The sequence below is a fragment of the Devosia submarina genome, assembly GCF_003056345.1.
Taxonomy (GTDB): domain Bacteria; phylum Pseudomonadota; class Alphaproteobacteria; order Rhizobiales; family Devosiaceae; genus Devosia; species Devosia submarina.
In genome coordinates, this window is the sequence record NZ_PYWB01000005.1 from 223,955 (window position 1) to 247,757 (window position 23,803).

Below are 23,803 nucleotides of genomic sequence, written 5' to 3' on the forward strand. Positions count from 1 at the left end.
TGCTGACAGGATCAAATGGTACGCCTTGCCATAGGTGAAGCAATCCGGAATGATAGAGACTTCTTCCGGGTTTCTAAGATGTGCACCGATAAGTATGATTGTTGACAAGCCAGTCGCGACGCAATCCAAACGGGGCAGCGCGCCCAAACCCACACCTCGGCCGGAGCGGAGCTTTTACTCCTCGGGCAAGGCGTTCGGTCGGTTCGGCATGCGTTCGTTTGCGCCTCAAATCATGCCCGCGCCGCATAGCCACGGCCATATCGAATTCAACTGGTTGACGCGCGGGAGCATGGATTACCAGTTTGACGGGGGCCCCTGCAGCATAGGGCAGGAACGGCTTGTCGCCTTTTGGGCCGGCATTCCGCACCAGACTGTGGCCCTCCATGGGGCGGAAGATGCCAGGCAGATCAATATCTACCTGCCCATGGACGCATTTCTGGAAATGCCGCAACTGGGCCGGCTCACCGAAACGCTGATGGGGGGCGGGGTTATCCAACTCAACCCCGACTGCATCGGTCTCGAAACGCTGGAGCGCTGGCACCAGGACTATCGCAGTGGCAATTCGTTGCGCACCGACATTGTCCGCACTGAAATCGGCACCATGTTCCGGCGCGCGGCGATCACTGGATGGGATCTGCTGCTCGCGCCATGGGTGGAGGAGGGGACAGGAACCCGCACGCGCACAGGTTCTCCGGTGCGCTATGTGGTGCGTATGGTGCGCCATATCGTGGAAAACATAGCCGATCCACTCAGCGCCGAAAGCATCGCTGAAGTGGTGGGGCTCCATCCCAACTACGCCACCAACCTCTTCACCAAGGTAATGCGCATACCGGTGCAGAAATTCGTTGTCCGCATGCGCTTGATCCGCGCCCGCTCATTGCTGTTCGACGGCAGCCTTTCGATCGCCAATGTGGCGTTTCAATCAGGCTTTGTCTCGCAAACGCAATTCTACGAGCATTTCCGCAAGGCCTATGGCATGACGCCGAGCCAGATGCGCAAGGACACAATCGAGGGATAAGCCTAGCGGCAAGGAGCTCCAGTAGACATATCCAACCACGGTGTCATCCCGGCCTTGAGCCGGGATCCATCTTGGAATGTCATTGGTCCACTCGGCAAGCTAGCGGCTACTGGCCTGAGCTTCGTACCGGCACCGGCGCAAGGCTGGGGTGACATCGAGTGCGCGGATCGCCCCTGCCATTCGAGCGTAACTCTCATGGCCTTATCCTCTAATATCGCTCCACCGGAGCAATTTTGTGGCTCTGCCGCCAAGGCTAAGTATTGAACTTGAACAGCATCACGTCGCCGTCCTTGACGACGTATTCCTTGCCTTCATCTCTTGCCTTGCCGGCTTCCTTGGCAGCGACTTCACCGCCCAGGGTCACAAAATCCTCGTAGCCGATGGTTTGCGCCCGAATAAAGCCGCGCTCGAAATCGGAGTGGATGACGCCAGCGGCGGCAGGGGCCTTGTCGCCCTTGTGGATGGTCCAGGCGCGCGCTTCCTTTGGGCCGACGGTGAAATAGGTCTGCAAGCCAAGCAGGTCATAGGCTTCGCGGATCAGGCGATTGAGGCCCGGTTCGTGGAGGCCGAGAGATTCCAGATATTCGGCCTGCTCCGCATCTGGCAGTTGGGCCAGCTGCGATTCGATCTCGGCGGAGATGATGACCACCCCGGCGCCATTGGCGCGGGCGTAGTCCTCGACGGCCTTGCTCATGGCATTGCCGTTTTCGGCGGAGCCTTCATCCACATTGCAGACGTAGAGCACAGGTTTGCTGGTCAGAAGCTGCAGCTCCTGGAAGGCTTTTTCTTCTTCGGCCGAGCGTTCAACGAAGCGCGCGGACTTGCCTTCGCGCAGCAGTACCAGGGCGCGATCGATCAGCTCGAGCGTGATCTTTGCATCCTTGTCATTGCCCTTGGCCTTCTTCTCGACACCGGTGCGGCGCTTTTCAAGGCTCTCAAGGTCGGCGAGCATCAGCTCGGTCTCGACCACTTCAGCATCGGCCAGCGGATCAACCTTGTTGGCGACGTGGATGATGTTGCCGTCTTCAAAGCAGCGCAGCACATAGGCGATGGCATCGCATTCACGAATATTGGCCAGGAACTGGTTGCCCAGGCCTTCACCCTTGGATGCGCCTTTCACAAGGCCGGCAATGTCCACAAAGCTCATGCGAGCAGGCAGTACATTGACCGACTTGCCGATAGAGGCCAATTTCTGCAGGCGCTCGTCCGGAACCGGTACGTCACCCACATTGGGCTCGATCGTGCAGAACGGGAAATTGGCGGCTGTTGCCGCGGCGGTGCGCGTCAGCGCGTTGAAAAGAGTCGACTTGCCGACATTGGGCAGGCCGACAATGCCCATCTTGAAACCCATGGGGATGCTCCGGAAATAGTTGACCCCCACTTGGTTCGGATGGGCTGAGATGTCAATGCACTCAGGCGCAGGCGAGCCAAGCAAGGTTCGTTGAAAGGGGGACTACTCGCTCCGGAAGAGCTTTTTGAGCATGTCGGCCATTGGACCGCTCTGGGGCAGCTTGGCTTGCGGAGCGCTTGGTCTTGCCTGGCGAACGTGACTCTGCGCCTTGGGCGCCGGCTTTTCCGTTTTGTCCTCGGCAGGTTTCAATGCAAGAGCCAGCTTGTTCATGAAGCCGGCGTCATCGCCCTTGAGCAGCAGGTCGACATGCTTGCCGATACCATCGAGCAGCGGGGTGAGCCATGCCTGATCCGCCTTGGCGAAATCGCCCAGCACATGGGGCGTGACAAACTCCTTGCCGGGATGACCTATACCGAGCCGGACGCGCTTGTAGTTGAGGCCGATCTGCGGGTCGATGGAGCGCAGGCCATTATGCCCCCCATTGCCGCCGCCGATCTTGACCCTGACCTTGCCCGGCACCAGATCGAGTTCGTCATAAAAGACAATGATATCGGCTGGCTCGATCTTGAAGAACTTGGCCGCTTGCTGAACGCTGTCGCCGGAGCGGTTCATAAAGGTCTGCGGCTTAAGCAGCAGCAGTTTTTCGCCCGCTATGTTGCCCTCGGCCAGCAGCCCGGCATGCTTGGAGCGGAACTGCGATATCCCATGCTCGCGCGCAATGGCGTCGATCGCCATGAACCCGATATTGTGGCGGTTGCCTTCATACTGGCTGCCTGGATTGCCCAGGCCGACAAGCAGTTTCATTCACCCACTCCAAACGAAAGAGGCGACCCATGGGGCCGCCTCAATATTCTAGCTACGCTGAGGCGATTACTCGGCCTGGGCTTCGCCTTCGCCATCGGTGCCAGCGGACTTCAGCGCTGACGGAGCAACGATGGTTGCAATGGTCACGTCTTCTTCATGGCTGTGGTCGGTGGCACCGGCCGGCAGCTGAATGTTGGAGATGTGAATGCTGTCGCCGATATCAAGACCCGTCAGGTCGACGGTGACTTCCTCGGGAATGTTGTCGGCAGCAACGGTCAGGTCCAGCGTGTGGTGCACGATGTTGAGCGTACCACCGCGCTTGAGACCCGGGCTTGCGTCTTCGTTGATGAAGTTCACATGCACCTGGACGTTGAGCTTGGAGCCCTTGCCGACGCGCAGGAAGTCGACATGCAGCGGGAAGTCCTTGACGGGATCGAGCTGGTAGTCGCGTGGGATCACGCGGTGGACCGTGCCATCGACGTCAAGATCGATCATGTGGCTCAGGAAGCCGCCAGCATAGATGTGCTTGTAGGCATCCTTGTAGGCGAGGGCGATGGTGACGGGGGGCTGCTTGTCACCGTAAATAACTGCAGGAACGAGTCCCTGACGGCGCAATTCGCGAGCGGCCCCCTTGCCCACTCCGTCACGCGCCTGTGCCTTGAGCACCTTTGTTTCAGCCATGGAAATATCCATTCTGGGTTGGTGTATGGCGTCATCACAACGGCATACGCGCCCGTCCTCCAGGGGTGACGAGCGCTTCATGGCCGGGGCTATAGCGGAAAGCCCGACGGGCAGCAAGCAAAACCGGGTATACACTCGCCCTGAGCTTGAGCCTATCAGAGGACGAGATTGTAGCCAGGCGGCTGGATCTAGTCGAACAAGCTCGAAACGCTCTGTTCGCTCGCGGTGCGGGCGATAGCCTCGCCGATAAGGGGCGCGATGGTGACACGACGGATATTGGCCGTTTCGCGCTGCGCCTCGGTTTCCTCGATCGAGTCGGTGATCACCAGTTCCTTGAGCTTGCTGGCCCCGACGCGCGCGCAGGCGCCTTCGGAAAGAACGCCATGAGTGATATAGGCCGACACTTCCTTGGCGCCAGCCTTGAGCAGGGCATCGGCCGCATTGATCAGCGTGCCGCCACTATCAACGATGTCGTCAATGAGGAGGCATGAATGCCCGGCCACATCGCCGATGATATTCATCACTTCGGATACACCTGCACGCGGACGGCGCTTGTCGACAATGGCCAGATCGGCGCCAATGCGCTGGGCAATGGCCCGGGCACGTGCAACGCCGCCAACGTCGGGCGACACGATCATCAAATTCTTGGTGTCGTAGTGCTCTTCGATGTCGCGGGTCATCACAGGCGCGGAATAGAGATTGTCCGTCGGAATGTCGAAGAAGCCCTGGATCTGAGCGGCGTGCAGATCGAGCGTAATGACGCGGTTGACGCCTGCGCCCGCGATCAAATTGGCCACCAGCTTGGCCGAAATCGGCGTGCGGCCGGCAGCGCGGCGATCCTGCCGGGCATAGCCGAAATAGGGCAGCACGGCCGTGATCCTGCGGGCCGATGAGCGGCGTAGCGCATCGGTCAGGATCAGCAGCTCCATCAGATTGTCGTTGGCCGGAAAGCTCGTCGATTGAAGAATGAACACGTCCTCGCCCCGGACGTTTTCATGGATCTCGACATAGATTTCCTTGTCAGCAAAACGCTTGACCGTACAATCTGTGAGAGGAAGCTCTAGATAGCTGGCAATGGACTGGGCAAGGGCACGGTTGGAATTACCGGTCACCAGCTTCATGGATGCGATCCTGTCTTAGTGGGCCGGCAGGGGGAAGGCGGCCATCCAGAGCGGATTGTTTAGCCCGTGCCGATGCAAGTCGCAACGCATCAAACGTAGAAGGCTTAAAGAATCACGTCATGCCGATAATGGCGATCTGGCGTCCGGTCTTGGTGCCGTGATGCGTCCCATAGCGGTGGGAGAAGTAGCGCTGGGGTTCACCATAGGTGCAGCCGCCCACTTTTTCGATCATCCCCGCCCCGCTCTTACTCAGCTGCGCCTCCACAAAACCGGGTAGATCGAAATGGGTCTTTTTGCCCTCGGGCACAAAGAAGTGCTGTTCGCCATCGGGTTGCAAGGCGAGGAACTCGGCCTTGAACTGATCGCCGACTTCGTAATTGCTACCCGAGATCGTTGGGCCGATCGCGGCAACGATGTTCCTGGGTTCGGCGCCCAAGGCCACCATGGCATCCACAGTCGCACCACAGATGCCGTCTACTGCGCCTCGCCAGCCTGCATGGGCTGCCCCGATAACGCCAGCGATTGGGTCGGCAAACAGGATCGGGGTGCAGTCGGCGGTCAGTATGCCCAGCGCCAACGTCGGCAGGCGCGTGACCATGGCGTCGGCTTCAACAGGCAAGTCATTGTCGGGGTACTCGGTCAGGGTCCGCACCGTTGCGGAGTGCACCTGCTTGAGAAGGTAAAGGTTCTTGCGCAAAAAGCCCAAGGCTTGTGCCGCGCCTGCGCGATTGGCCTCAACTAGATGGGGCTTGTCGCCAACAACGATGGACATGTTATTGCCGGCGAACTCTCCCTCCGAATAGCCGCCTTGCCGGCCGAAAAAGCCGTGGCGCAGGGTAGTGATCGCCTGGAGCGAAAGGCTTTGCTCAAAGGGCGGGTTCATCAGCTGAATCCGGGTGGAACAAGGCCGGGGCTCGCAGCGCAAAACACCTTGAACAGCTCGCCCATTTGCGTCGGCTCGACCAGCCGGTCGCGCGCCGACCTGATGTTGTCGGCCTGCTGCGGATTAGCGCCGCTTAACGCTTTTGTGCGTTCGTTGATCCCCATCCGCACTAGCCAATCGCCTTGTGTAGCCAAGGGGTGAATGGCAAGTCCTGCCTTGCTGGCAACAGCGCCGAGCGCTTCGAAATCCACATGTGCGGACAAATCCGCGGCCCCTGGTTCAGCCAGCACATCAGCATATTGGTGGCCACGCACGGCCTGGAGCGTTTCGCCCGTCTGGCTCCGGGCATAGCCATAATCGATCACGAGGATGGCGCCGCCTTGGGTGGACGCAATGCGGCCCAGGCGCGACATGACTTCGCCATTGGCAAAGCCAACTTCGAGAACCTCGTTCTCCCCGGCGCTCGCCACCCTTTCAGGCATGGATGTGATCGGGACCGGTGTCGGGTTCAGCCCGAACTGCCGCTTGCCGTCGCTCAAGCCAACCATGCGCTCGTGCCAGCCTTCCTTGCCGCGCACGAACTGCCGGATGGGCAGGGCGTCAAAGAATTCATTGGCAATCACCAATAGCGGCCCAGGTCCCACTTTTTCGAAGCTGTCGACCCATTTGGCGCCATAAGCCTCAAGGTGTGCATTCTGTTCGGCGATCAACGCCGGATTTGTTTCAAACAGCCGCAGATCCAGCGCATCGCGAAACCCTTCTGCCCTGCAGGCAACGCGCAGCATGTCCGCCATCAGCGTTCCGCGGCCCGGTCCCAGCTCGAGCAGGGTGAATTCCTTGGGGCTACCCATCTGCTGCCAGATGTTGACGAAAAAGAAGCCGATCAGTTCGCCGAACATCTGCGAGATTTCGGGCGCCGTGATGAAGTCACCGCGTGCGCCGAGCGGATCGGCACCCTTGTAATAGCCTTTGCTCGGATGGGTCAGGCACAAGCCCATATAGGTGGCGATAGACATAGGACCCGTGGTGCGGATCTGCATATCGATCAGTTCAGGCAGGGTCGGGTTGTCAGCCATCAGCAGACCTCATCCTGAGCTTGTTGAAGGGCGAAATCTTGGCACCATCCCGTCACGCCCTTGTGGCTAGAGGGGCTCGCGATAAGGGTCTTTCTAGACACGCAGTGCACTCTCTTTCCTCGTCAGCGCATATCCAACCAGTCCAATTCCGCCAACAACCAGGGGCAGGCTCAGCACCATGCCCATGGTCAACCAGCCGCCATAGAGATAGCCGATCTGCGCGTCGGGCAGGCGCACGAATTCCACCGCAATGCGCGATAGCCCATAGCCGATCCCGAAAATGCCAGCGGCCATGCCGGGTCGGCGCAGCGCATAGAAAACATGAGTGAACAGCCGAATGACGAGAAACAGCACGAGCCCCTCCAGCACCGCCTCGTAGAGCTGGCTCGGATGACGCGGCACCTGCAGCGGGTCCGTCGGGAAAACCACGCCCCAGGGCAGGGTAGTGGGGGCGCCGTAGAGTTCTGCATTGATGTAGTTGGCAATGCGCACAAGGAATATGCCGATGGTGGACACCGATGCGATCAAATCGAGCCCGCTCAGCCAATTGCCACCGTGCTTGCGTGTGAACAGGATCACCGCCAGCATCAGGCCCAGCATGCCGCCGTGGTAGGACATGCCCCCATCAAGCGTGTTGATGATCTGGGTCGGGTTGGCGAGATAATAGGGAAGATTGTAGAACAGCACGTAGCCGATGCGTCCGCCCAGAACGATGGCGAGCATGGTCCAAAACGCAAAATCCCAGATGTCCTTGGCTGGAAAAGGCGGCTGGCCGCGGTGCCACAGGCGCGTATTTGCCAGCAGCATATAGCCGTAAACGGCGCCTAACCCCACGCCAAACAGATACCCTAGCGCATACCAGCGCACTGCAAAGGGACCGATGGCGAAGGCTATGGGATCAATGTTGGGAAAAAGCAAAACCGGCTCCTGCGGCAATCGCGCGGACCATTGCCGCTTCCGCCTCTCTGGTCAAGTCGACACCCATCCCTTAAGTATCAAGCCAAAGGGCAGACTTTAAAGGACATTGCCATGAACCAGAACAACCGGATTTTCGACGGCTTGGGACGCGTGATCAACGAGGCTGCAGGCGTGGCCGACGGCGTGCGGCGGGAAGTGGAAACGGTGGTCAAGTCCCAGGCCAATCGCATCGTGTCCGACATGGACCTGGTGAAACGCGAGGATTTCGACGCCTTGCGCGAGCTGGTCCAAGTTCAGGGCGAAGAAATCGACGCTCTTCGCCGGGAAATTGCTGCCCTCAAGGGCGCAGCCGACACGATCTGACCCGGACGCCTGTCAGTTCAACGACCGGCCAGGGCTGCCGAACCGTTACCCTCGATCCTCACTCAAGGGCTGCGTTTAGCCCATCTCTGCGCAAGTAAAATGCCCTTGGGTCCAAGCCCAAGGGTGACGAGCGATGTGGTGGAAGTTGGCGTGCCAATACACCACGTACTACAGAGCTTGCGTACCTGTTCCGCCCGACGCCTTCTTCACGGCTGATTAACCGGGCGTTAAGGCTCCGTTAACCTTTTGAGCCTGATCATCTTCCACAAGAGATTGCTGACTTGTGCCCGCGTTGCGTCCCCTGAATCAGACAAGGGGTGTAGGGTGCTTGAACAGGACGATTCGTAAGCCGATGTGCGTGCGGCGAGTTCCCTGAGTACCCATAGTTTTACGGCCAGTTGCCGCGTTAAACAGCCATTCGTGTCGCCAGGACGGACCCGTCAATGTCACTTCTTCAAGTCGAGCCAGATCGGAATATCCATCCGGTTGATATCATCGAGAATATCGCCTCGATCAATGACTGGACGTTTGAGCGGCAGGATGCCGACGAGATTTCCATCTCCGTGCGAGGCGGCTGGAGCGACTACCATGTCTCTTTCAACTGGATGGAAGACCTCGAGAGCCTCCATATTGCCTCGGCTTTTGATCTGCGGGTGCCTGAAGGGCGTCGTAACGAGATCAAGCAGTTGATTTCGCTGATCAATGAGCAGCTCTGGATCGGTCATTTCGATATCTGGAACAAGGAAGGCGTGGTGCTGTTCCGCAATTCGCACCTGCTGACTGGTGGCGCCGACGTGTCGCCCCAGCAATGCGAGGCGCTGCTGCGCTCAGCGACCGACAGCTGTGACCTCTACTATCAGGCTTTCCAGTTTGTGGTGTGGGCTGGCAAGACGGCTGCCGATGCGCTGAGCCATGTCATGTTTGAAACGGTTGGCGAAGCATGAGCCTTTCGCTGCGCAGCATAGGCCCTGTCATGCTGGTTGGCGCCGGCAAGATGGGCATTGCCTTGGCGCGCGGCTGGCTGGAAGCGGGATTGCCTTCCACCAACCTTCTTCTGGTTGATCCCTCGCCCGGGCCCGCAGCCCAGGATCTTGCCGAGGATTATGGCTTGACGCTCAATAGCGAAGCCAAGGGGCTTCAGCCCAACGTGCTGGTGCTAGCGGTCAAGCCGCAGATCATCGACCCGGTGCTTGAAACGCTTGCGCCGGTCATCGGGCCACACACACTGGCGCTTTCGATTGCGGCGGGAATAGACATTGCGCGGCTCTCGCGTGGCCTTGGCATGGGGCGGGTGGTTCGCACCATGCCCAATACGCCAGCCCAGATCGGCAAGGGCATTACCGGCGCCGTTGCTGGTCCTGATGTCAGCGAAGAAGATCGAAGCGCCGCTGCTGCGCTTCTGGAGGCGGCAGGTCCGGTTGTCTGGTTCGACAACGAGGCCCAACTCGATGTGGTCACCGCCATATCAGGGTCGGGGCCGGCCTATGTGTTCCACCTTGTTGAAGCGCTTGCTGCAGCTGGCAAGAAAATGGGACTGCCGGATACTGTCGCCGACCTGCTGGCGCGCCAGACTTTGATCGGTTCGGCCGCCTTGCTGGAAGCCGATCCCGCCTCTCCCGCCGTTCTGAGACAGAACGTTACGTCCCCCAACGGCACCACTGCCGCTGGCCTTGCCGTCCTTATGGAAGGGCTGACGCTCTTGATGGAGCAGACCACTGAAGCTGCGCGTCGGCGCAGCGAGGAACTGGGGCGTTCCTGAAAACCCTCCAAAATAAAGAAGGCGCATCCCTCCCTGGACGCGCCCCTCATGATCGTTCGTATGTGGTCGGTTAGCTCGCAATGAGATTGTCGGCGGCGGACTTTCCGGTCCGCTTGTCCTTGACGATCTCGTAGTTCACCTTCTGGCCCTCATCCAGGCCATTCAGGCCCGAGCGCTGGACGGCGGAGATGTGTACGAACACATCTGCCCCACCCTCGTCGGGCTGGATAAAGCCATAGCCTTTTTGGCCGTTGAACCACTTTACGGTGCCAGTTGCCATGATGCGCGTTCCCTCGTGCAGGCTGCTGTAGGCAATCCTGGTCACAATTGACCAAGACCTTAGTAATCGAAATATCGTTTTGGGACGTCAGCAGTGGCGAATGAAAGTTCGCATTGTCAGATCAGTCGGCCGCAATATTCGATGCGTGGAGTTTAGCGGCAAAAAAATAGGCGTTCAATATCTGTTTACTGGACCCTTTTGGCTAGGTTTTCGCTAGCTCAACAGATGTAATGATCAAGAATATCAAGCAATTGCGTACTTTGGTTCGTCCGCGCAACACCTGCTTGCATTCTGGCTCAAATTGCGGCACACCGCGCCGCCGGACAAACCGATCCGGTGACCTCCGAGATCTTTCGTCTTGACTAAGACGTTTCATTCCTCCGGCGACCTGATCGCCGACCGCCGCGTGGGCTATGCCAAACTGCTGGCGGAAACTGCTGACTATGCTGCCGCTGCCGATGTGATCAGTCAGGCTCTGGAACTGGTCCCCCATTGGACAGCCGGCTGGGACCTGCTGGGCACTTACCATGAAAAATCGGGCAATCTGTCCGGCGCAATAGCGGCCTGGCGGCAGCTTGAGGCGCTTGATGATGACGGCGTCTTTGGCGCCCGTCTCAAGCTCGCCGTGCATGGTGCGACTGCTGCGGGCGAGGGCGTGGCGATCAGCTATGTCGAGGCCCTGTTCGATCAGTATGCGCCCAAGTTCGAGAGTGCTCTAGTGGGCAGGCTCGGCTACCAGGTGCCCGATCTGCTCGATGGCCTCATCAATTCCGTGATGGTGGAAAGTGGGACTGGGCGGTTCCAGCGTGCCCTCGACCTGGGCTGCGGCACCGGTCTCATGGGGCAACGCCTGCGCGACAAGGTGGAATACCTCGAAGGCATCGACCTCAGTGCCGCAATGATCGCGGAAACAACCCGCAAGCGCATCTATGACCGTCTCGAAAAGGCCGAGCTTGTCCAGTTCCTGAACAGCCGATCTCGCGAAACGGACCTTGTGACGGCAGCCGATGTGTTTATTTATTGCGGCGCCTTGCCGTCCATCCTTGCAGCGGTGGTCGGGGCCATGCGCCCGGGCGGCCTTCTGGCTTTTTCCCTTGAAGAACACGATGGTGAAGAGGCGGTGTTTTTGCGCCCCTCGCTGCGCTATGCACACGGTCTAACTGCAACACGCCAGGCCCTGATCGATGCCGGGCTTGAAGTGCTGCGGTTTGAGAAAGCCACACTGCGCCATGACCGCGGCGCACCTATTGCCGGTATGCTTGTAGTGGCGCGCAAACCCTTGGACAGGAGCCCGACGTGAACGCCATCCGCTATGATTTTCGCTCCGATACGGTCACCAAGCCATCGCCCGGCATGCGCGCAGCCATGGCGGAAGCTGAAGTGGGCGATGACGTGTTCGGAGACGATCCAAGTGTAAACCAGCTTGAACAGCGTCTCGCCGGCATGTTGGGCAAGGATGCCGCCATCTATGTGCCCTCGGGCACTCAGTCGAACCTGCTTGCGCTGATGAGCTATTGCGGACGCGGCGATGAATTCATCGCCGGCCAGAATGCGCATTGCTATAAATACGAGGCCGGGGGCGCCGCAGTGCTTGGCTCGATCCAGCCCCAGCCGATCGCTCATCAGCCCGACGGTACCCTTGCGCTCGCAGATATCGAAGCGGCCATAAAGTCGGGCGACCACCATTTCGCCACCACTCGCGTCATTGCGCTAGAAAACACCTTCGGCGGTCGTGTCTTGCCCGTCGACTATATGCATTCCGTGGCAGAGATCGCTCAGCGCCATGGCCTGGGCCTCCACCTGGATGGTGCTCGCGCCTTCAATGCCTGTGTTGCCCTTGGTCTCGACATCAAGACGTTCACTGCTCCATTCGACAGCGTTTCGATTTGCCTCTCGAAAGGCTTGGGCGCGCCGGTCGGCTCGGTTCTCGTCGGCCGCGCTGATCTGATTGAAACTGCGCGGCGCAACCGCAAGATGCTGGGCGGTGGCCTACGCCAGTCCGGCATTCTCGCTGCCGCTGGGCTCTATGCACTCGATCATAACATCGATCGGCTGGCGGATGACCACCGTCGCGCCAAGCGCCTCGCCGACGGGTTGGCGCAATACAATGCCCTGTCTGTTGTCCGGCCCGACACCAACATCATCTTTGTGGAAATCGACCCAGCTGTGGGCGATCGCTTTACCCAACATTTGCTGGAGCAGGGTGTCGGGATCACCGGACGCTATGGCCAGCAGCGTTGGGTCACCCATCTTGATGTTGATGACGAGGCCATCGAAGGCGCCCTGGAGGTCGTCTCGACCTTTTTCCACTAAAGGCAAAGGCGGGAAAGTTTCCTTTCCCGCCTTCCTTGTATTCGCGTCGTTTGCGGCCTTAAGCGGCGAAATAGCTCTGGAGGGAGCGGACGACGAGATTGCCCTTTTGCAGGGCAACAATGCCTTCCACGGCGGCCAGGGCCCCATCGATCGTGGTGTAGTAGGGGATCTTGCCCATCAAGGCTGTGCGCCGGAGATCGCGGCTGTCCGAGATCGACTTCATGCCATCGGTGGTGTTGATCACCAGCTGCACCCCGCCATTTTTCATCGAGTCCACGATGTGCGGCCGGCCTTCAAGCACCTTGTTGATCTTGGTTGCCGCTATGCCGTTCTCGACGAGGTAGCGCTGGGTGCCACCGGTCGCCAGGATGGTGAAGCCACCTTCAACCAGGTGCCGTGCCATATCGATGATCGCCGGCTTGTCGGCATCCCGCACCGAAATGAAGGCCGCACCCGACTGGGGCACCTTGGAGCCGGCGCCCATTTGCGACTTGGCAAAAGCCACTGCGAAATCGGTGTCGAGGCCAATGACTTCGCCCGTTGACTTCATCTCGGGGCCAAGCACGGTATCAACGCCCGGGAAGCGGTTGAAGGGGAACACGGCTTCCTTGACCGCGACGTGCTTGAAGGTTTTTTCCTCCAAGCCAAAGCTGGCGAGACTTTCCCCAGCCATGATGCGGGAGGCGATCTTGGCAATGGGCTCGCCGATCACCTTGGCCACAAAGGGCACAGTGCGCGAGGCGCGCGGATTGACTTCAAGCAGGTAGATAACCCCGTCCTTGAGTGCATATTGCACGTTCATCAGCCCGCCTACGTTGAGGGCAAAGGCCAATTCGCGCGTCTGGCGCTTGAGCTCTTCCAGGATCTCGGGTGACAGATTCTGCGGGGGCAGGGAGCAGGCAGAGTCGCCGGAGTGAATGCCGGCTTCCTCTATGTGTTCCATGATCCCAGCGACATAGACGTCCTTGCCGTCACAGAGGGCATCCACGTCGATTTCGGTGGCGCCAGACAGGTACGCGTCGAACAGCAGTGGATTGTCGGACAGAACCGAGTTGATCTGCCCGGTCTTGTCGTTGGGGTAGCGCTGCAGGATATCGGGCGGCACAAGGCCCGTCAGGGTATCCTGCACATAGCGCTCGAACTCGTTGGCCGAATGCACGATCGCCATGGCGCGGCCACCCAGCACATAGGATGGGCGGATCACGAGCGGGTAGCCCAGGCGTTCAGCCACGAGGCGTGCTTGTTCGAGCGAATAGGCAATGCCATTCTTGGGCTGGGTTAGTTCAAGCTTGTTAAGGAGCTTGCTGAAGAGGTCGCGGTCTTCGGCCAGATCAATCGCATCGGGCTGCGTGCCCAGGATCGGCACGCCGGCCTTGAGAACGGCTTCGGCAAGGTTCAGTGGTGTCTGCCCGCCAAACTGCACGATCACGCCATGGAGCGTGCCGTTCTGCTTTTCGGTGGTCAGGATTTCGATCACGTCTTCTTCGGTCAGGGGCTCGAAATAGAGCCGGTCGGAGGTGTCGTAGTCGGTCGAGACGGTCTCTGGATTGCAGTTGACCATGATGGTTTCATAACCCGCTTCGCTCAAGGCAAAGGCGGCATGGCAGCAGCAATAGTCGAACTCGATGCCCTGGCCGATGCGGTTGGGGCCGCCGCCCAGGATCACCACCTTCTTACGGTCGGACGGGCGTGCCTCGTCGTTCACCTTGCCACCGAACGGTACTTCATAGGTGGAGTACATATAGGCCGTGGGTGAGGCGAACTCGGCAGCCGACGTGTCGATGCGCTTGAAGGCTGGACGTACGTCAAGCGAGTGGCGCAGCTTGCGCACATCGGACGGCTTCACATTGGCGAGCTGGGCCAGCCGCGCATCGGAAAAGCCCATGGCCTTCAGCGAGCGCAGGTTCTGCGCATCCTGTGGCAGGCCGAACTGCTTGACCTTGTTCTCGGTCTCGATGATGCCCTGCATCTGCTCCAGGAACCAGGGATCGATCTTGCAGGCCTCGAATATGTCCTCAAGGCTCATGCCAAGGCGCATGGCTTCGGCAACATGGAGGAGCCTGTTGGGTGTTCCGGTGCCCAGCGCGGCCTTGATGGCGTTCTTGTCTTCGCCTTCACCCAGGCCCGGAATGCCAATTTCATTGAGGCCGGTGAGGCCCGTCTCAAGCGAGCGCAGCGCCTTTTGCAACGATTCCTGGAAGGTGCGGCCAATGGCCATGGCTTCGCCTACCGACTTCATGGCGGTGGTCAGGCGATTGTCGGCGCCGGGGAATTTCTCGAAAGCGAAACGCGGAATCTTGGTGACGACATAGTCGATGCTGGGCTCGAACGAGGCCGGGGTCATGCCGCCGGTGATGTCGTTGTCGAGCTCATCAAGCGTATAGCCGACAGCCAAGCGGGCAGCGACCTTGGCAATGGGGAAGCCCGTGGCCTTGGACGCAAGCGCCGAGGATCGCGACACGCGCGGGTTCATCTCGATCACCACCATGCGGCCGTCGCGCGGGTTGATACCGAACTGCACGTTGGAGCCGCCGGTTTCAACACCGATCTCGCGCAGCACCGCCAAGGAGGCGTCGCGCATGATCTGGTATTCCTTGTCGGTCAGCGTCAGCGCTGGTGCCACGGTGATGGAGTCACCAGTATGGACGCCCATGGGATCGATATTCTCAATCGAGCAGACGATGATGCAGTTGTCCTTTTTGTCGCGGACAACTTCCATCTCGAACTCTTTCCAGCCGAGCACCGACTCTTCCACCAGCACTTCATTGGTGGGCGAAGCGTCGATGCCGCTTTCGCAGATGTTGAGATATTCTTCGCGGTTATAGGCAATACCGCCGCCCGTGCCGCCAAGGGTGAAGGACGGGCGGATGATGCAGGGCAGGCCGATGACTTCAAGCGCCTGCAGCGCCTCGATCGTGTTGTGCGCCAGCATGGAGCGGGGTGTTTCCAGCCCGATCTTTTTCATGGCGTCGCGGAACAGCTCACGATCCTCGGCCTTGTCGATGGCTTCCGCCGTGGCGCCGATCATCTCGACACCGAATTTTTCCAGCACGCCCATCTTGCGCAGCGAGAGCGCACAATTAAGCGCCGTTTGGCCGCCCATGGTGGGCAGCAGCGCGTCAGGGCGTTCCTTTTCGATGATCTTGGCGACCACTTCAGGGGTGATCGGCTCCATATAGGTCGCGTCAGCCAGGTCCGGATCGGTCATGATCGTTGCCGGATTGCTGTTCACCAGGATGATCCGGTAGCCCTCTTCCTTGAGTGCCTTGCACGCCTGGGTGCCCGAATAGTCAAACTCGCAAGCCTGTCCGATAATGATCGGACCCGCACCGATGATGAGGATCGATTTGATGTCGGTACGTTTTGGCATTGGGAGCTCGCTTAGCTGACTATGTAAGCCGAGCGAGGAAAGAATCGCCCGGACAGCACCTGTCTCGCGGCAAACCGCGCAGCAACTGAGCGCTGCGGCGCGGGGTCAGGTCCAGAGATGGCGGTTAGGTGGGCTGTCTAACCGAGATGATTGGGAAAGGAAAGGGGTGGCAGCGATGCACCAGACGCAGAGTTCCCAGCTTCCGCTAAATCTCCTGTACCAGCTCCCAAATGTGCCCGGACGGATCAGCAAAGGCTGCGGTACGCCGCCCCCAAGGCCGGTCGATAGGGCCGTTGAGCAGGGGCACGCCGAGTGCTTCCAGTTCGGAACAGAGGGAATCGACATTCTCGACCTTGATGGTGAGAAGCGAACGCGCGCCGCCTGTGGAATCAGCAATGGGTAGCGGAGCCACAAGCTCGGGTGCCTGCTCCTGCTGGAGCAGATTGACCATTACACCACCCATCTCGAGAACTGCCGAAACCTCGTCCTCGTACACGATCCTGGGCGCGAAGACCTTTGCGTAGAAAGCCCTTGATGCAACGACATCGTGGACAAACAAGGTCAGAACCTCGATGGCGCTGGGCAGCATGGCACTCTCCTCCTCAAGCAAATTAGCCACAAGCTGCGAGCGGTTCAATCAAGCGAGCAGCCTAAAAGGTCCATCCGCTTACAAAGCGGCCGAATGCCTCAATACACCGCCTGTTAAGCTTACTACGCCCATAGTGCGGCTGCTGGAGCTTGACGCTGAGGGCTAACAGGCTCCGGCTGCGATTATTGCTCAGCCCTTCCAAAGCGAGTTCTGGTGCCATGCGCCTTATTATCGGTATTCTCATTGTCGTCGGCTGCGTCATGGGAGGCTATGCCGGCGTCGGTGGTCACTTCCAGGTCCTTTGGCAGCCCTTTGAATTCCTGATCATTTTGGGCGCAGCCATCGGCGCGTTCGTGATCGGCAATACGGGCCCGGTGATCAAGGGAACACTTGGTGCCCTTGGGACCCTGTTCAAGGGTCCCAAATACAACAAGGCCGCTTATGTGGAACTGCTGGGCATGCAGTTCACCCTGTTCAAGCTGGTGCAATCCAAGGGCATCCTGGCGCTAGAGCAGCATATCGAGAACCCGCACGAATCCGAGCTGTTCAAGCGTTTTCCAACCTTTGCCAATAATCACCATGCAGTGGAGTTCGTGTGCGACTATCTGCGTATGGTGACGCTGGGGTCCAACAACGTCCACGAGATGGAAGCGTTGATGGATGAGGAACTCGAAACGCACCATCAGGAACAGCACCGCATCGTTTCAGCCGTCCAGGCCCTCGCCGATGGCACGCCCGCGCTGGGCATCGTGGCCGCGGTGCTTGGCGTTATTCACACCATGGGCGCCATCAGCGAGCCGCCCGAAGTGCTGGGTCACATGATCGGCGGCGCGCTGGTGGGTACGTTTTTTGGCGTGTTCGTGGCCTATGGCTTCTTTGCGCCTTTCGCCCAATCGCTCAACAACATCTACCAGGCTGAATCGAAGTACTTCCTGTCGCTCAAGGTGGGCCTGCTCGCCCACATCTCGGGTCAGGTTCCGGTGATGGCCATTGAGTTTGCCCGCAAGGCGCTGCTGTCGGAAGACCGCCCGACTTTTGCCGAGGTGGATGCCGCCACTGCCAATCTAGCGGCCGCATAGGTTTTCCCCCATGGCGCAGTACGACCAGCCGATCATCATCAAGAAGGTCAAGAAGGCCGCTCACGCGCACCATGGCGGCGCCTGGAAGATCGCCTATGCCGACTTCGTGACGGCCATGATGGCGTTCTTTCTCCTGCTTTGGCTCATCAGCATGACCACGCCCGAGCAGAAGGAAGGCCTGGCCGACTATTTTGCACCACCCAATGTTGCGCCCACGACCAGCGGGTCGGGCGGCATGCTGGGCGGCACGGCCATGGATTCGTCCGGCGCCAAGATGGCCGGATCGTCGCTGGAGTCCAGGCAAGATGGGGCCGTCACCCCAGCCAGCATGACAGCCGGCGCCGAGGCCAAGGGCACCGGTGGCAATGATGGCGAGACGGGTACCACGCAAAGCGACAGCGGTGTCGCCGAGCAGGAATTCAAGGCTGTGCGCGACCAGGCGTTTCATAGCGCCGCGGCCAGCATTCGGCAGGCGTGGCAGGCTTTGCCTGATATTACCGAGATCTCCGACAATCTGCTTGTCGAGGAAACCGAGGAGGGTCTCGATATCCAGATCATCGACCAGGAAGGCACGCCCATGTTCCCTGAAGGGTCGAAATATCCGACCGAACAGGCGCGCCAGGCGATTGCTGCCTTGGGGCCGATCCTGCAGAAGCTGTCCAACCAGATCACCATCTCCGGCCACACTGCCGCGGGGACCAATTATGCCAATCCGCGCTATGGTTCCTGGGAACTTTCGAGCGACCGGGCCAATGTGGTACGGGCACTGCTTGGTGAATTCGGCTTGTCGGATGACCGGGTCAGCGCTGTTGTTGGCCGGTCCAGTGCCGATCCCTTTTTCCCCAACGATCCCTACCAGGCTGCGAACGAGCGCATCAAGATCGTGGTGCTGAACGAGGCGCCGCCCGTTCCTGCCGATATGGGGCTTTGAGGCTCATTCCTCCGGCTCGGTGGTGAACAGGAGCGGATAGCCGTTCTGCTTGGCAAAGTCGGTCGCTCGAGTAGCCTTTTCCTCGGCGATTTCGCGGGTGAACACTGCAACCACGCAGGCGCCCTTGGTGTGCGCTGTCAGCATAATGCCGAGCGCCTGCGCTTCGGGGACGCGGAACTCGGCTTTGAGGAGGCGCACCACGAATTCGCGCGGGGTGTAGTCGTCGTTGAGAAGGATGACCTTGTGCAGCGGCGGCTTGGCAGTTTTCAGGACGGTGGTGGCGCGTGGTTTGACGGAGGTGTCGGCCATAGCAATCTCTCCTGCCTTGGGCAGCAGCGCCATTTTACAGGGCTTTGCCCCCGCTCGTCACCCTGCTTGCGCTAGAGAAAAAGCTTGAAGCCTTCATGGCTCTTCGCAAAACCGAGCTTGCGATAGAACCGGTGCGCGTCGGTGCGAACCTTGTTGGATGTCAGTTGCACCATGCCGCAGCCCGCCTCGCGGCAGCGCTCGATCGCCCATTGCACCATTTGTGTGCCAAGCCCCGTGCCGCGCTGGTCGGAACGAATATGAACGTTTTCAAGAATACCGCGCTTCATGCCGAAGCGGGGCAGGCCGGGCATGAGGCTGATCTGCAGCGTGCCAATCACCTCGCCATCCTTTTCGGCCACGATAAGGCGGTGATTGGGATCGGCGCTGATCTCATCGAAGGCGGCGCGGTAGCGCGGATCCTTCAATGTAGCGGGGTCGAGGGGTGGTGTTTCGCTGCCCCGCGCATCGCCCGCATGGCTGAGGATCAGCATGGTTGGGATGTCTTCGGGCGTGGCATTGCGAAATCGGAGGTCCATCAACTTCTCCTGGGGCTGATCAGCTTGGCAATCACCAGCACCAGGATTGCCATGATGGCCGGCGCCAGCGCCAGCCAGGATTGTGCGGTAAGCAGTGCTCCCGTGCCGGCCCACATAATGGAGGCGAAGGCTTCGCTCAGCGTAGCCGCGCGTGAAGCCACCTGCCGGCGACGGAACATCGAGCGCTTGGCGACCATGCGGAACCAGAGCTGGATAGCGGTCGCCGAGCCTGCCGAGAGGGCGGCGCAGAGGGCGGTGACCAGCGCCGGATAGGGGGCCGAAAGCGCCATCAGGAGCAGGAGGGGCAGGAGCACAACGGCGATCACCGTCAGCACGGCTTCGATCTTGGCCAGCAGCACCGTGCGGGGATGAACCGGCGCTGTTGTCACCAGGTCATGGGCGTCCTCGCCTGATATGGCGAGCCAGGACAGTCCGCCCGCCAGCTGGCCTGCCGCCATCACCAGCACGGGCACAACAACCACATAGGCGCCCGCAGTCGCCCCGAAGTTCATCCAGAGAAGGAGCGCAGGCGGAACAAGGTAGAGGATCTGCATCAAGGTTTGTGACAAAAGCCATGGGTCGCGCTGGAGCAGGCGCCATTCCTTGACCCGCAAGACCTGCCGCTGCGACCGTGCCTGGAAGGGGCGTCTGGATGGACGCCGTTGGCTTGCCACATGGTTGAGACCAGCCGCCGATATCGCAAGACGGGCATAGCTCGATGCCGAAACAGTAATCGCGAGGGCCAGCGCACCAATGCCGATGGCCAGGATAAGCAGCAGCGCTTGCCGATCGCCCATGGCGGCTTTGGCCGGCAGCCACAAGACGCTGTCGGCCCCTGGCGCCGCAGTAATGATGGGTTCCGACTGGAACAGCGCGAAGCGCGAGAAATCTCCGTAGTAGAGGATGGCGGCCGCCTGCACCCCAATCACGAAGCCGGCGCCGATGATCGCGGCAACGATTTGTGAAATGAAGCGTGTCCGGCGCGGCCCTACCATGCGGAACAGCGCCATGGTGATGCCTACCGATAGGGCCGTTGAAACCGCGCCCATGGCAATCACCACGCCATAGGCCGCGAGCCAATGCGGGCCATCGAACAGGGCCAGCATGTTGATCAGGGGACTTGCAAGCAGGCCCGCAAAAACAACGCTGGTCAACATCACGGAGCCGGCCCGCACGGCAAACAGGCGCTGCGAGGAGGCCGGGGAGGAGAGAACGAGGTCAAGATCGGAGCGGCCGTAATAGATGCGCGTCACTGCTTCAAGCGACTGGGACAGCATCACCGTCCAGAACAGAAGGCCCGTGCCGGTCAGCATGACCAGGGTCTCTGCATCCGCCTTGATCCCCTCGGCGGCCCAGGGGCTGATAAGGCCGTACGCCATGAGATGAAGCACCAGCGCGACAATGGCGAGAAAGATCGCAAGGCCGATGCCTCGCGCGCGATTGCCCCCGGTCAGTATCGCCAGGAAGTCCCGCCAGGCAAGCGTTAGTTCATGCCGCGCAAACCAGCTCAGCGATGTGGGCGCGGCGCTCATGCGGCTTGCGCGCCTTGGGCAACAAGGTCAAGGAAGATGTCTTCAAGGCTCGATTCACGACCCATACGGGAGCGCAACTCGGCCAGCGTGCCTTCGGCAATCAGCTTGCCATTGGTGATGACCCCGATCCGCTCGGCCATGCGTTCGGCAACTTCTAGGATGTGTGTGGTCATGATGACCGTAACGCCCTCGCGCACCTTGCCCAAAAGCACGTCCTTGACCTGACGTGCGGAGCCTGCATTAAGGCCGGTAAGGGGCTCATCAAGGATGATGAGCCTGGGATCATGCACCAGCGCGCCCGCCAGCGCCACTTTCTGCAGCATCCCCTTGGAAAAGCCGCCGCACAGCTCATTGGCGTGTGGGCGCAGGCCCAGCCAGTCGATCAACTCGTTGGCTTTTGCCTCAGCCGCGCGCGCGTCGATCTGCCAGAGGCCCGCGACGAATTCGAGATATTCCATTGGCGTCAGGCGGTCATAGACCATGGGTTCGTCGGACACCCAGGCGACAACGCGCTTGGCTGCAATGGGGTCGCGCCGCGCGTCCATGCCGAAAATGGAAATGTCGCCTTGGTCGGGCTGCAGCAGCCCTGCCACCATGCGCAGGATCGTAGTCTTGCCCGCACCATTGGGGCCGAGCAGGGCGTAGAACTCGCCGGCTCTTACCTGCAGGTCCAGTCCATCAACGACCTTGCGCTCAAAGCTTTTGGAGAGGCTCGTAATGGCAAGGGCAGAAACCGTCATGGGGTGCTCCAGCATAGACCTGCCGAGCCTAGGATGCTCCGCCTTTCGCGGGGGTGAATAGAGATCGTTAAGATTTAACCCTGTTTTGCGCGCTCATCCGCCACGCGGAACAAGCCTTGGGGCGAGGCGTTGTGGCTGCGAACAATTTTGGAGTTGAGTTCATGGCGCCAGTAGATCGTGAAACCGTTATTGTAGACCGCGGCAGCCGCAGCAGCGCGGGAAGCATCATCATCGGCCTTGTTGTGGCATTTGCCCTGCTGGCAATCGCCTACCTCGTGTTCTTCAACAACGATGGTGGCGGCAGCAGTGGCACACTCGATGTGGATGTTCCCGCTGTCAGCGTGGACGTTGCACCCGACGGGCAATAGCTAAGCAAAAGGGCGTCCGCGAGGACGCCCTTTCTTCTTGCGGGGAGCCTCAGGCGACGGTCAGCTTGACGTCCACATTGCCGCGTGTGGCATTGGAATAGGGGCAGACGGTGTGGGCCTTTTCCACCAGCGCATGAGCCTGATCGTGTTCCATGCCGGGAACGGTAACCTTGAGTTCCACGGCGATGTTGAAGCCGCTGCCATTGGCATTTTCACCGAAGGACACATCGGCGTCGATCGTGGTTTCATCCGGGATCTTCACCTTCTCGCCACGGGCGACAGCCTTGAGGGCGCCCAGGAAGCAAGCGGAATAACCAGCCGCAAACAGCTGCTCGGGATTGGTGCCGGGGCCGCCATTGCCGCCCATTTCCTTAGGCGTATCAAGCGTGACCGACAGGCGACCATCATCGGTGGCGCTGGTGCCGGTACGACCTCCAGTGGTGTGGGCATGGGCGGTGTAGACAGCAGATTTGATCGACATGGGGAAGCTCCTCATTTGGTGTTCGCAGGATCATAGCGAACAATTCAATTGCGCGCAATAGAAATTTCCGCTATGGTACTGGTGTCTTTCCGACGAGGCTGTCCCGTGGCACAAACAGATCCGCTCAATCTCGATTCCATGCTGTGTTTTGCCGTCTATGCGGCTGAGCATGCATTCACCCGGTTCTACAAGCCTCGGCTCGATGCGCTCGAACTCACTTATCCGCAGTACCTCGTGTTCCTGGTGCTCTGGGAAAGTGATGGTCTCACGGTTAAGGCGCTGGGGGATAAATTGTTCCTCGACAGCGGCACGATCACGCCCCTGATCAAGCGCCTCGAGGGGCGCGGCCTGGTGCGGCGCGAACGGGACAAGCAGGATGAGCGGCAGGTGCGCATCTTCCTGACGGACGAGGGCAGGGCTCTCCGAGAAAAGGCGCTGGCAGTGCCGCTTGCGGTGGGCAAGGCATTGGGCGGGGATGCCCGAACCGCTGCCATGCTGCGCGACAGCCTGCATCGCTTGCGGGAGCAACTCGACGCGGCGGATGCGTGAGTCTTATTGCAGGCCAGCGGGATCGACGATGCCGCCATCGCAGCCGCCATCGGTGGGACGTGCGTCCATGATGCGGTCGGCAAAGCTTTGTGGGCCAGCGATTTCGCCGGTGAGGCCGATGGTCAGATCGCTGATCAGCCGCCGCCCCCCATCCTCGACACAGGCCAGGCGCACGCGATCACCCGAGCCCTTGCCAAACGCCGCGTCAAAGGTAGCCCTAACCGCCGCCTGGGTTAGCTCCTTGCCGATCGATGCACCAAAGAGGTCGCGCACTTCAGATGCGTTGATCGCCTCCAGCATGTCGACAGAATCCTGGAAGTAGCGTTCCGCATCGCCAAGGTAGCAGGTGCCGTGCTTGATCCACTCGTGCCGATCCAGGGCCGACTGGGTGCCTGGCATGACGCGGTTCAATTCCCGGCGCAGCTCGGCGGATAGTTCCGGTTCGGGCAGATCGGCCCAGTCTCCGCTTTCGTCCGCCTCGACCGTTTTTGCATCGACGCCGCAATAGTCGCGCGAGCGCGGCTGCGGCCAAAGGCCATGCAGGGCGAAATGGCCGGCATCGAACCGCCCTTCGACCTGCGACTCGCATTCGGGGCGATTGGGTCGCGTCTCGCAAAAGGCGGGCTGCCAGCTGATGGCGAGGACGAACTGCGTCCTGTCCTGAGCCATGGCAAGGCTCGGCAGCAGCATGAGCAGCAGGGCAGGCAAGAGGCGCATGAAGTTTCCCCGGGGTGAGAAGGGCGGCCCGAAAG

General features: G+C 60.1%; 26 protein-coding genes. 10 read left to right on the forward strand and 16 right to left on the reverse strand.

All coding sequences use genetic code 11. The features are described 5' to 3' along the window. The first annotated feature begins 232 nt into the window (after positions 1-232). Positions 233-1,018: a helix-turn-helix domain-containing protein gene (locus DDE77_RS09080; protein WP_157959745.1), complete on the forward strand. Its 786-nt coding sequence runs from the start codon at positions 233-235 to the stop codon at positions 1,016-1,018. A gap of 253 nt (positions 1,019-1,271) precedes the next feature. Here DDE77_RS09080 and ychF read toward each other — a convergent pair whose 3' ends face one another. The 7 genes from ychF to lgt all read right to left on the reverse strand — a co-directional run bounded on the left by ychF (position 1,272) and on the right by lgt (position 7,852). Further along, the gene (gene ychF, locus DDE77_RS09085; protein ID WP_108397135.1) at positions 1,272-2,369 is read right to left on the reverse strand and encodes a redox-regulated ATPase YchF; all 1,098 of its coding nucleotides are present in this window, start codon (positions 2,367-2,369) and stop codon (positions 1,272-1,274) included. 102 nt (positions 2,370-2,471) lie between these two features. Next, positions 2,472-3,173 carry an aminoacyl-tRNA hydrolase gene (gene pth, locus DDE77_RS09090; RefSeq protein ID WP_108397136.1) on the reverse strand — a complete coding sequence of 234 codons (702 nt, stop codon included), beginning with the start codon at positions 3,171-3,173 and terminating at the stop codon, positions 2,472-2,474. Between the two features lie 66 nt (positions 3,174-3,239). Continuing rightward, on the reverse strand, positions 3,240-3,854 hold the full coding sequence (locus DDE77_RS09095; RefSeq protein ID WP_108397248.1) for a 50S ribosomal protein L25/general stress protein Ctc: 615 nt from the start codon (positions 3,852-3,854) through the stop codon (positions 3,240-3,242). Positions 3,855-4,042: 188 nt separating this feature from the next. Next, entirely contained in the window at positions 4,043-4,975 is a 933-nt protein-coding gene (locus DDE77_RS09100) for a ribose-phosphate pyrophosphokinase (RefSeq protein ID WP_108397137.1), read from the reverse strand. A 112-nt stretch (positions 4,976-5,087) separates the two neighbouring features. Next, entirely contained in the window at positions 5,088-5,858 is a 771-nt protein-coding gene (pgeF, locus tag DDE77_RS09105) for a peptidoglycan editing factor PgeF (RefSeq protein ID WP_108397138.1), read from the reverse strand. Further along, complete coding sequence (locus tag DDE77_RS09110) at positions 5,858-6,934, reverse strand: class I SAM-dependent methyltransferase (RefSeq protein ID WP_108397139.1); 1,077 nt, start codon at positions 6,932-6,934, stop codon at positions 5,858-5,860. The genes pgeF and DDE77_RS09110 overlap by 1 nt, the downstream gene beginning before the upstream one ends. Positions 6,935-7,027: 93 nt before the next feature. Beyond that, positions 7,028-7,852, reverse strand: a complete 825-nt coding sequence (gene lgt / locus DDE77_RS09115; protein ID WP_245895145.1) for a prolipoprotein diacylglyceryl transferase — start codon at positions 7,850-7,852, stop codon at positions 7,028-7,030. Positions 7,853-7,963: 111 nt separating this feature from the next. On the opposite strand from lgt, the gene DDE77_RS09120 reads away from it, so the two are divergent. The 3 genes from DDE77_RS09120 to proC all read left to right on the forward strand — a co-directional run bounded on the left by DDE77_RS09120 (position 7,964) and on the right by proC (position 9,974). Next, positions 7,964-8,215 carry an accessory factor UbiK family protein gene (locus DDE77_RS09120; RefSeq protein WP_108397141.1) on the forward strand — a complete coding sequence of 84 codons (252 nt, stop codon included), beginning with the start codon at positions 7,964-7,966 and terminating at the stop codon, positions 8,213-8,215. A gap of 443 nt (positions 8,216-8,658) precedes the next feature. Then, positions 8,659-9,159 (forward strand): type III secretion system chaperone family protein, encoded by a 501-nt coding sequence (locus DDE77_RS09125; protein ID WP_108397142.1) that lies wholly within the window; start codon positions 8,659-8,661, stop codon positions 9,157-9,159. After that, entirely contained in the window at positions 9,156-9,974 is an 819-nt protein-coding gene (gene proC, locus DDE77_RS09130) for a pyrroline-5-carboxylate reductase (protein ID WP_108397143.1), read from the forward strand. Before DDE77_RS09125 ends, proC begins: the two co-directional genes overlap by 4 nt. A gap of 70 nt (positions 9,975-10,044) precedes the next feature. On the opposite strand, the gene DDE77_RS09135 is transcribed toward proC, so the two are convergent. After that, positions 10,045-10,254, reverse strand: a complete 210-nt coding sequence (locus tag DDE77_RS09135) for a cold-shock protein (protein ID WP_108397249.1) — start codon at positions 10,252-10,254, stop codon at positions 10,045-10,047. 358 nt (positions 10,255-10,612) lie between these two features. On the opposite strand from DDE77_RS09135, the gene DDE77_RS09140 reads away from it, so the two are divergent. Beyond that, on the forward strand, positions 10,613-11,554 hold the full coding sequence (locus DDE77_RS09140; RefSeq protein ID WP_108397144.1) for a methyltransferase: 942 nt from the start codon (positions 10,613-10,615) through the stop codon (positions 11,552-11,554). After that, positions 11,551-12,567, forward strand: coding sequence for a low-specificity L-threonine aldolase (gene ltaE, locus DDE77_RS09145; RefSeq protein WP_108397145.1), 1,017 nt, complete (start codon positions 11,551-11,553; stop codon positions 12,565-12,567). Before DDE77_RS09140 ends, ltaE begins: the two co-directional genes overlap by 4 nt. A gap of 58 nt (positions 12,568-12,625) precedes the next feature. On the opposite strand, the gene carB is transcribed toward ltaE, so the two are convergent. Both carB and DDE77_RS09155 read right to left on the reverse strand, forming a co-directional pair. Beyond that, positions 12,626-15,937: a carbamoyl-phosphate synthase large subunit gene (carB, locus tag DDE77_RS09150; protein ID WP_108397146.1), complete on the reverse strand. Its 3,312-nt coding sequence runs from the start codon at positions 15,935-15,937 to the stop codon at positions 12,626-12,628. Between the two features lie 205 nt (positions 15,938-16,142). Then, a complete protein-coding gene (locus DDE77_RS09155) occupies positions 16,143-16,526 on the reverse strand; it encodes a VOC family protein (protein ID WP_108397250.1) in 384 nt (127 codons plus the stop codon). A 218-nt stretch (positions 16,527-16,744) separates the two neighbouring features. Between DDE77_RS09155 and motA the strand changes: the two genes are divergently transcribed. Together motA and DDE77_RS09165 are read left to right on the forward strand one after the other, a co-directional pair. Continuing rightward, entirely contained in the window at positions 16,745-17,605 is an 861-nt protein-coding gene (motA, locus tag DDE77_RS09160; protein WP_108397147.1) for a flagellar motor stator protein MotA, read from the forward strand. A 10-nt stretch (positions 17,606-17,615) separates the two neighbouring features. After that, on the forward strand, positions 17,616-18,536 hold the full coding sequence (locus tag DDE77_RS09165) for a flagellar motor protein MotB (RefSeq protein WP_108397148.1): 921 nt from the start codon (positions 17,616-17,618) through the stop codon (positions 18,534-18,536). 3 nt (positions 18,537-18,539) lie between these two features. Here DDE77_RS09165 and clpS read toward each other — a convergent pair whose 3' ends face one another. The 4 genes from clpS to DDE77_RS09185 all read right to left on the reverse strand — a co-directional run bounded on the left by clpS (position 18,540) and on the right by DDE77_RS09185 (position 21,653). Further along, on the reverse strand, positions 18,540-18,845 hold the full coding sequence (gene clpS / locus DDE77_RS09170; RefSeq protein ID WP_108397251.1) for an ATP-dependent Clp protease adapter ClpS: 306 nt from the start codon (positions 18,843-18,845) through the stop codon (positions 18,540-18,542). 71 nt (positions 18,846-18,916) lie between these two features. Next, a complete protein-coding gene (locus tag DDE77_RS09175) occupies positions 18,917-19,381 on the reverse strand; it encodes a GNAT family N-acetyltransferase (protein ID WP_210204363.1) in 465 nt (154 codons plus the stop codon). Further along, complete coding sequence (locus DDE77_RS09180) at positions 19,381-20,913, reverse strand: permease (RefSeq protein WP_108397150.1); 1,533 nt, start codon at positions 20,911-20,913, stop codon at positions 19,381-19,383. The genes DDE77_RS09175 and DDE77_RS09180 overlap by 1 nt, the downstream gene beginning before the upstream one ends. Next, positions 20,910-21,653, reverse strand: a complete 744-nt coding sequence (locus DDE77_RS09185; RefSeq protein WP_108397252.1) for an ABC transporter ATP-binding protein — start codon at positions 21,651-21,653, stop codon at positions 20,910-20,912. The genes DDE77_RS09180 and DDE77_RS09185 overlap by 4 nt, the downstream gene beginning before the upstream one ends. Before the next feature lie 161 nt (positions 21,654-21,814). Between DDE77_RS09185 and DDE77_RS09190 the strand changes: the two genes are divergently transcribed. Continuing rightward, positions 21,815-22,021: a hypothetical protein gene (locus DDE77_RS09190; RefSeq protein WP_157959746.1), complete on the forward strand. Its 207-nt coding sequence runs from the start codon at positions 21,815-21,817 to the stop codon at positions 22,019-22,021. A 49-nt stretch (positions 22,022-22,070) separates the two neighbouring features. Here DDE77_RS09190 and DDE77_RS09195 read toward each other — a convergent pair whose 3' ends face one another. Further along, positions 22,071-22,502, reverse strand: coding sequence for an organic hydroperoxide resistance protein (locus DDE77_RS09195; protein WP_108397152.1), 432 nt, complete (start codon positions 22,500-22,502; stop codon positions 22,071-22,073). Between the two features lie 105 nt (positions 22,503-22,607). Between DDE77_RS09195 and DDE77_RS09200 the strand changes: the two genes are divergently transcribed. Continuing rightward, complete coding sequence (locus DDE77_RS09200; protein ID WP_425430738.1) at positions 22,608-23,051, forward strand: MarR family winged helix-turn-helix transcriptional regulator; 444 nt, start codon at positions 22,608-22,610, stop codon at positions 23,049-23,051. Positions 23,052-23,054: 3 nt separating this feature from the next. Here the strand turns inward: DDE77_RS09200 and DDE77_RS09205 are convergent, their stop codons facing one another. Then, positions 23,055-23,768, reverse strand: a complete 714-nt coding sequence (locus DDE77_RS09205) for a ribonuclease T2 family protein (protein WP_108397154.1) — start codon at positions 23,766-23,768, stop codon at positions 23,055-23,057. Positions 23,769-23,803: the final 35 nt, after the last annotated feature.

Excerpts from the sequence above, each read along its gene's own strand:
- DDE77_RS09135 (WP_108397249.1), bottom strand. The coding sequence starts at position 10,254 with ATGGCAACTGGCACCGTAAAGTGGTTCAACGGCCAAAAAGGCTATGGC.
- DDE77_RS09080 (WP_157959745.1), top strand. The coding sequence starts at position 233 with ATGCCCGCGCCGCATAGCCACGGCCATATCGAATTCAACTGGTTGACG.
- motA (WP_108397147.1), top strand. The coding sequence starts at position 16,745 with ATGCGCCTTATTATCGGTATTCTCATTGTCGTCGGCTGCGTCATGGGA.
- pgeF (WP_108397138.1), bottom strand. The coding sequence starts at position 5,858 with ATGAACCCGCCCTTTGAGCAAAGCCTTTCGCTCCAGGCGATCACTACC.
- DDE77_RS09180 (WP_108397150.1), bottom strand. The coding sequence starts at position 20,913 with ATGAGCGCCGCGCCCACATCGCTGAGCTGGTTTGCGCGGCATGAACTA.
- DDE77_RS09175 (WP_210204363.1), bottom strand. The coding sequence starts at position 19,381 with ATGGACCTCCGATTTCGCAATGCCACGCCCGAAGACATCCCAACCATG.
- carB (WP_108397146.1), bottom strand. The coding sequence starts at position 15,937 with ATGCCAAAACGTACCGACATCAAATCGATCCTCATCATCGGTGCGGGT.
- pth (WP_108397136.1), bottom strand. The coding sequence starts at position 3,173 with ATGAAACTGCTTGTCGGCCTGGGCAATCCAGGCAGCCAGTATGAAGGC.
- ychF (WP_108397135.1), bottom strand. The coding sequence starts at position 2,369 with ATGGGTTTCAAGATGGGCATTGTCGGCCTGCCCAATGTCGGCAAGTCG.
- proC (WP_108397143.1), top strand. The coding sequence starts at position 9,156 with ATGAGCCTTTCGCTGCGCAGCATAGGCCCTGTCATGCTGGTTGGCGCC.
- DDE77_RS09165 (WP_108397148.1), top strand. The coding sequence starts at position 17,616 with ATGGCGCAGTACGACCAGCCGATCATCATCAAGAAGGTCAAGAAGGCC.
- DDE77_RS09120 (WP_108397141.1), top strand. The coding sequence starts at position 7,964 with ATGAACCAGAACAACCGGATTTTCGACGGCTTGGGACGCGTGATCAAC.
- DDE77_RS09155 (WP_108397250.1), bottom strand. The coding sequence starts at position 16,526 with ATGCTGCCCAGCGCCATCGAGGTTCTGACCTTGTTTGTCCACGATGTC.
- DDE77_RS09100 (WP_108397137.1), bottom strand. The coding sequence starts at position 4,975 with ATGAAGCTGGTGACCGGTAATTCCAACCGTGCCCTTGCCCAGTCCATT.
- clpS (WP_108397251.1), bottom strand. The coding sequence starts at position 18,845 with ATGGCCGACACCTCCGTCAAACCACGCGCCACCACCGTCCTGAAAACT.
- DDE77_RS09185 (WP_108397252.1), bottom strand. The coding sequence starts at position 21,653 with ATGACGGTTTCTGCCCTTGCCATTACGAGCCTCTCCAAAAGCTTTGAG.
- DDE77_RS09205 (WP_108397154.1), bottom strand. The coding sequence starts at position 23,768 with ATGCGCCTCTTGCCTGCCCTGCTGCTCATGCTGCTGCCGAGCCTTGCC.
- DDE77_RS09110 (WP_108397139.1), bottom strand. The coding sequence starts at position 6,934 with ATGGCTGACAACCCGACCCTGCCTGAACTGATCGATATGCAGATCCGC.
- DDE77_RS09190 (WP_157959746.1), top strand. The coding sequence starts at position 21,815 with ATGGCGCCAGTAGATCGTGAAACCGTTATTGTAGACCGCGGCAGCCGC.
- DDE77_RS09195 (WP_108397152.1), bottom strand. The coding sequence starts at position 22,502 with ATGTCGATCAAATCTGCTGTCTACACCGCCCATGCCCACACCACTGGA.
- DDE77_RS09095 (WP_108397248.1), bottom strand. The coding sequence starts at position 3,854 with ATGGCTGAAACAAAGGTGCTCAAGGCACAGGCGCGTGACGGAGTGGGC.
- DDE77_RS09125 (WP_108397142.1), top strand. The coding sequence starts at position 8,659 with ATGTCACTTCTTCAAGTCGAGCCAGATCGGAATATCCATCCGGTTGAT.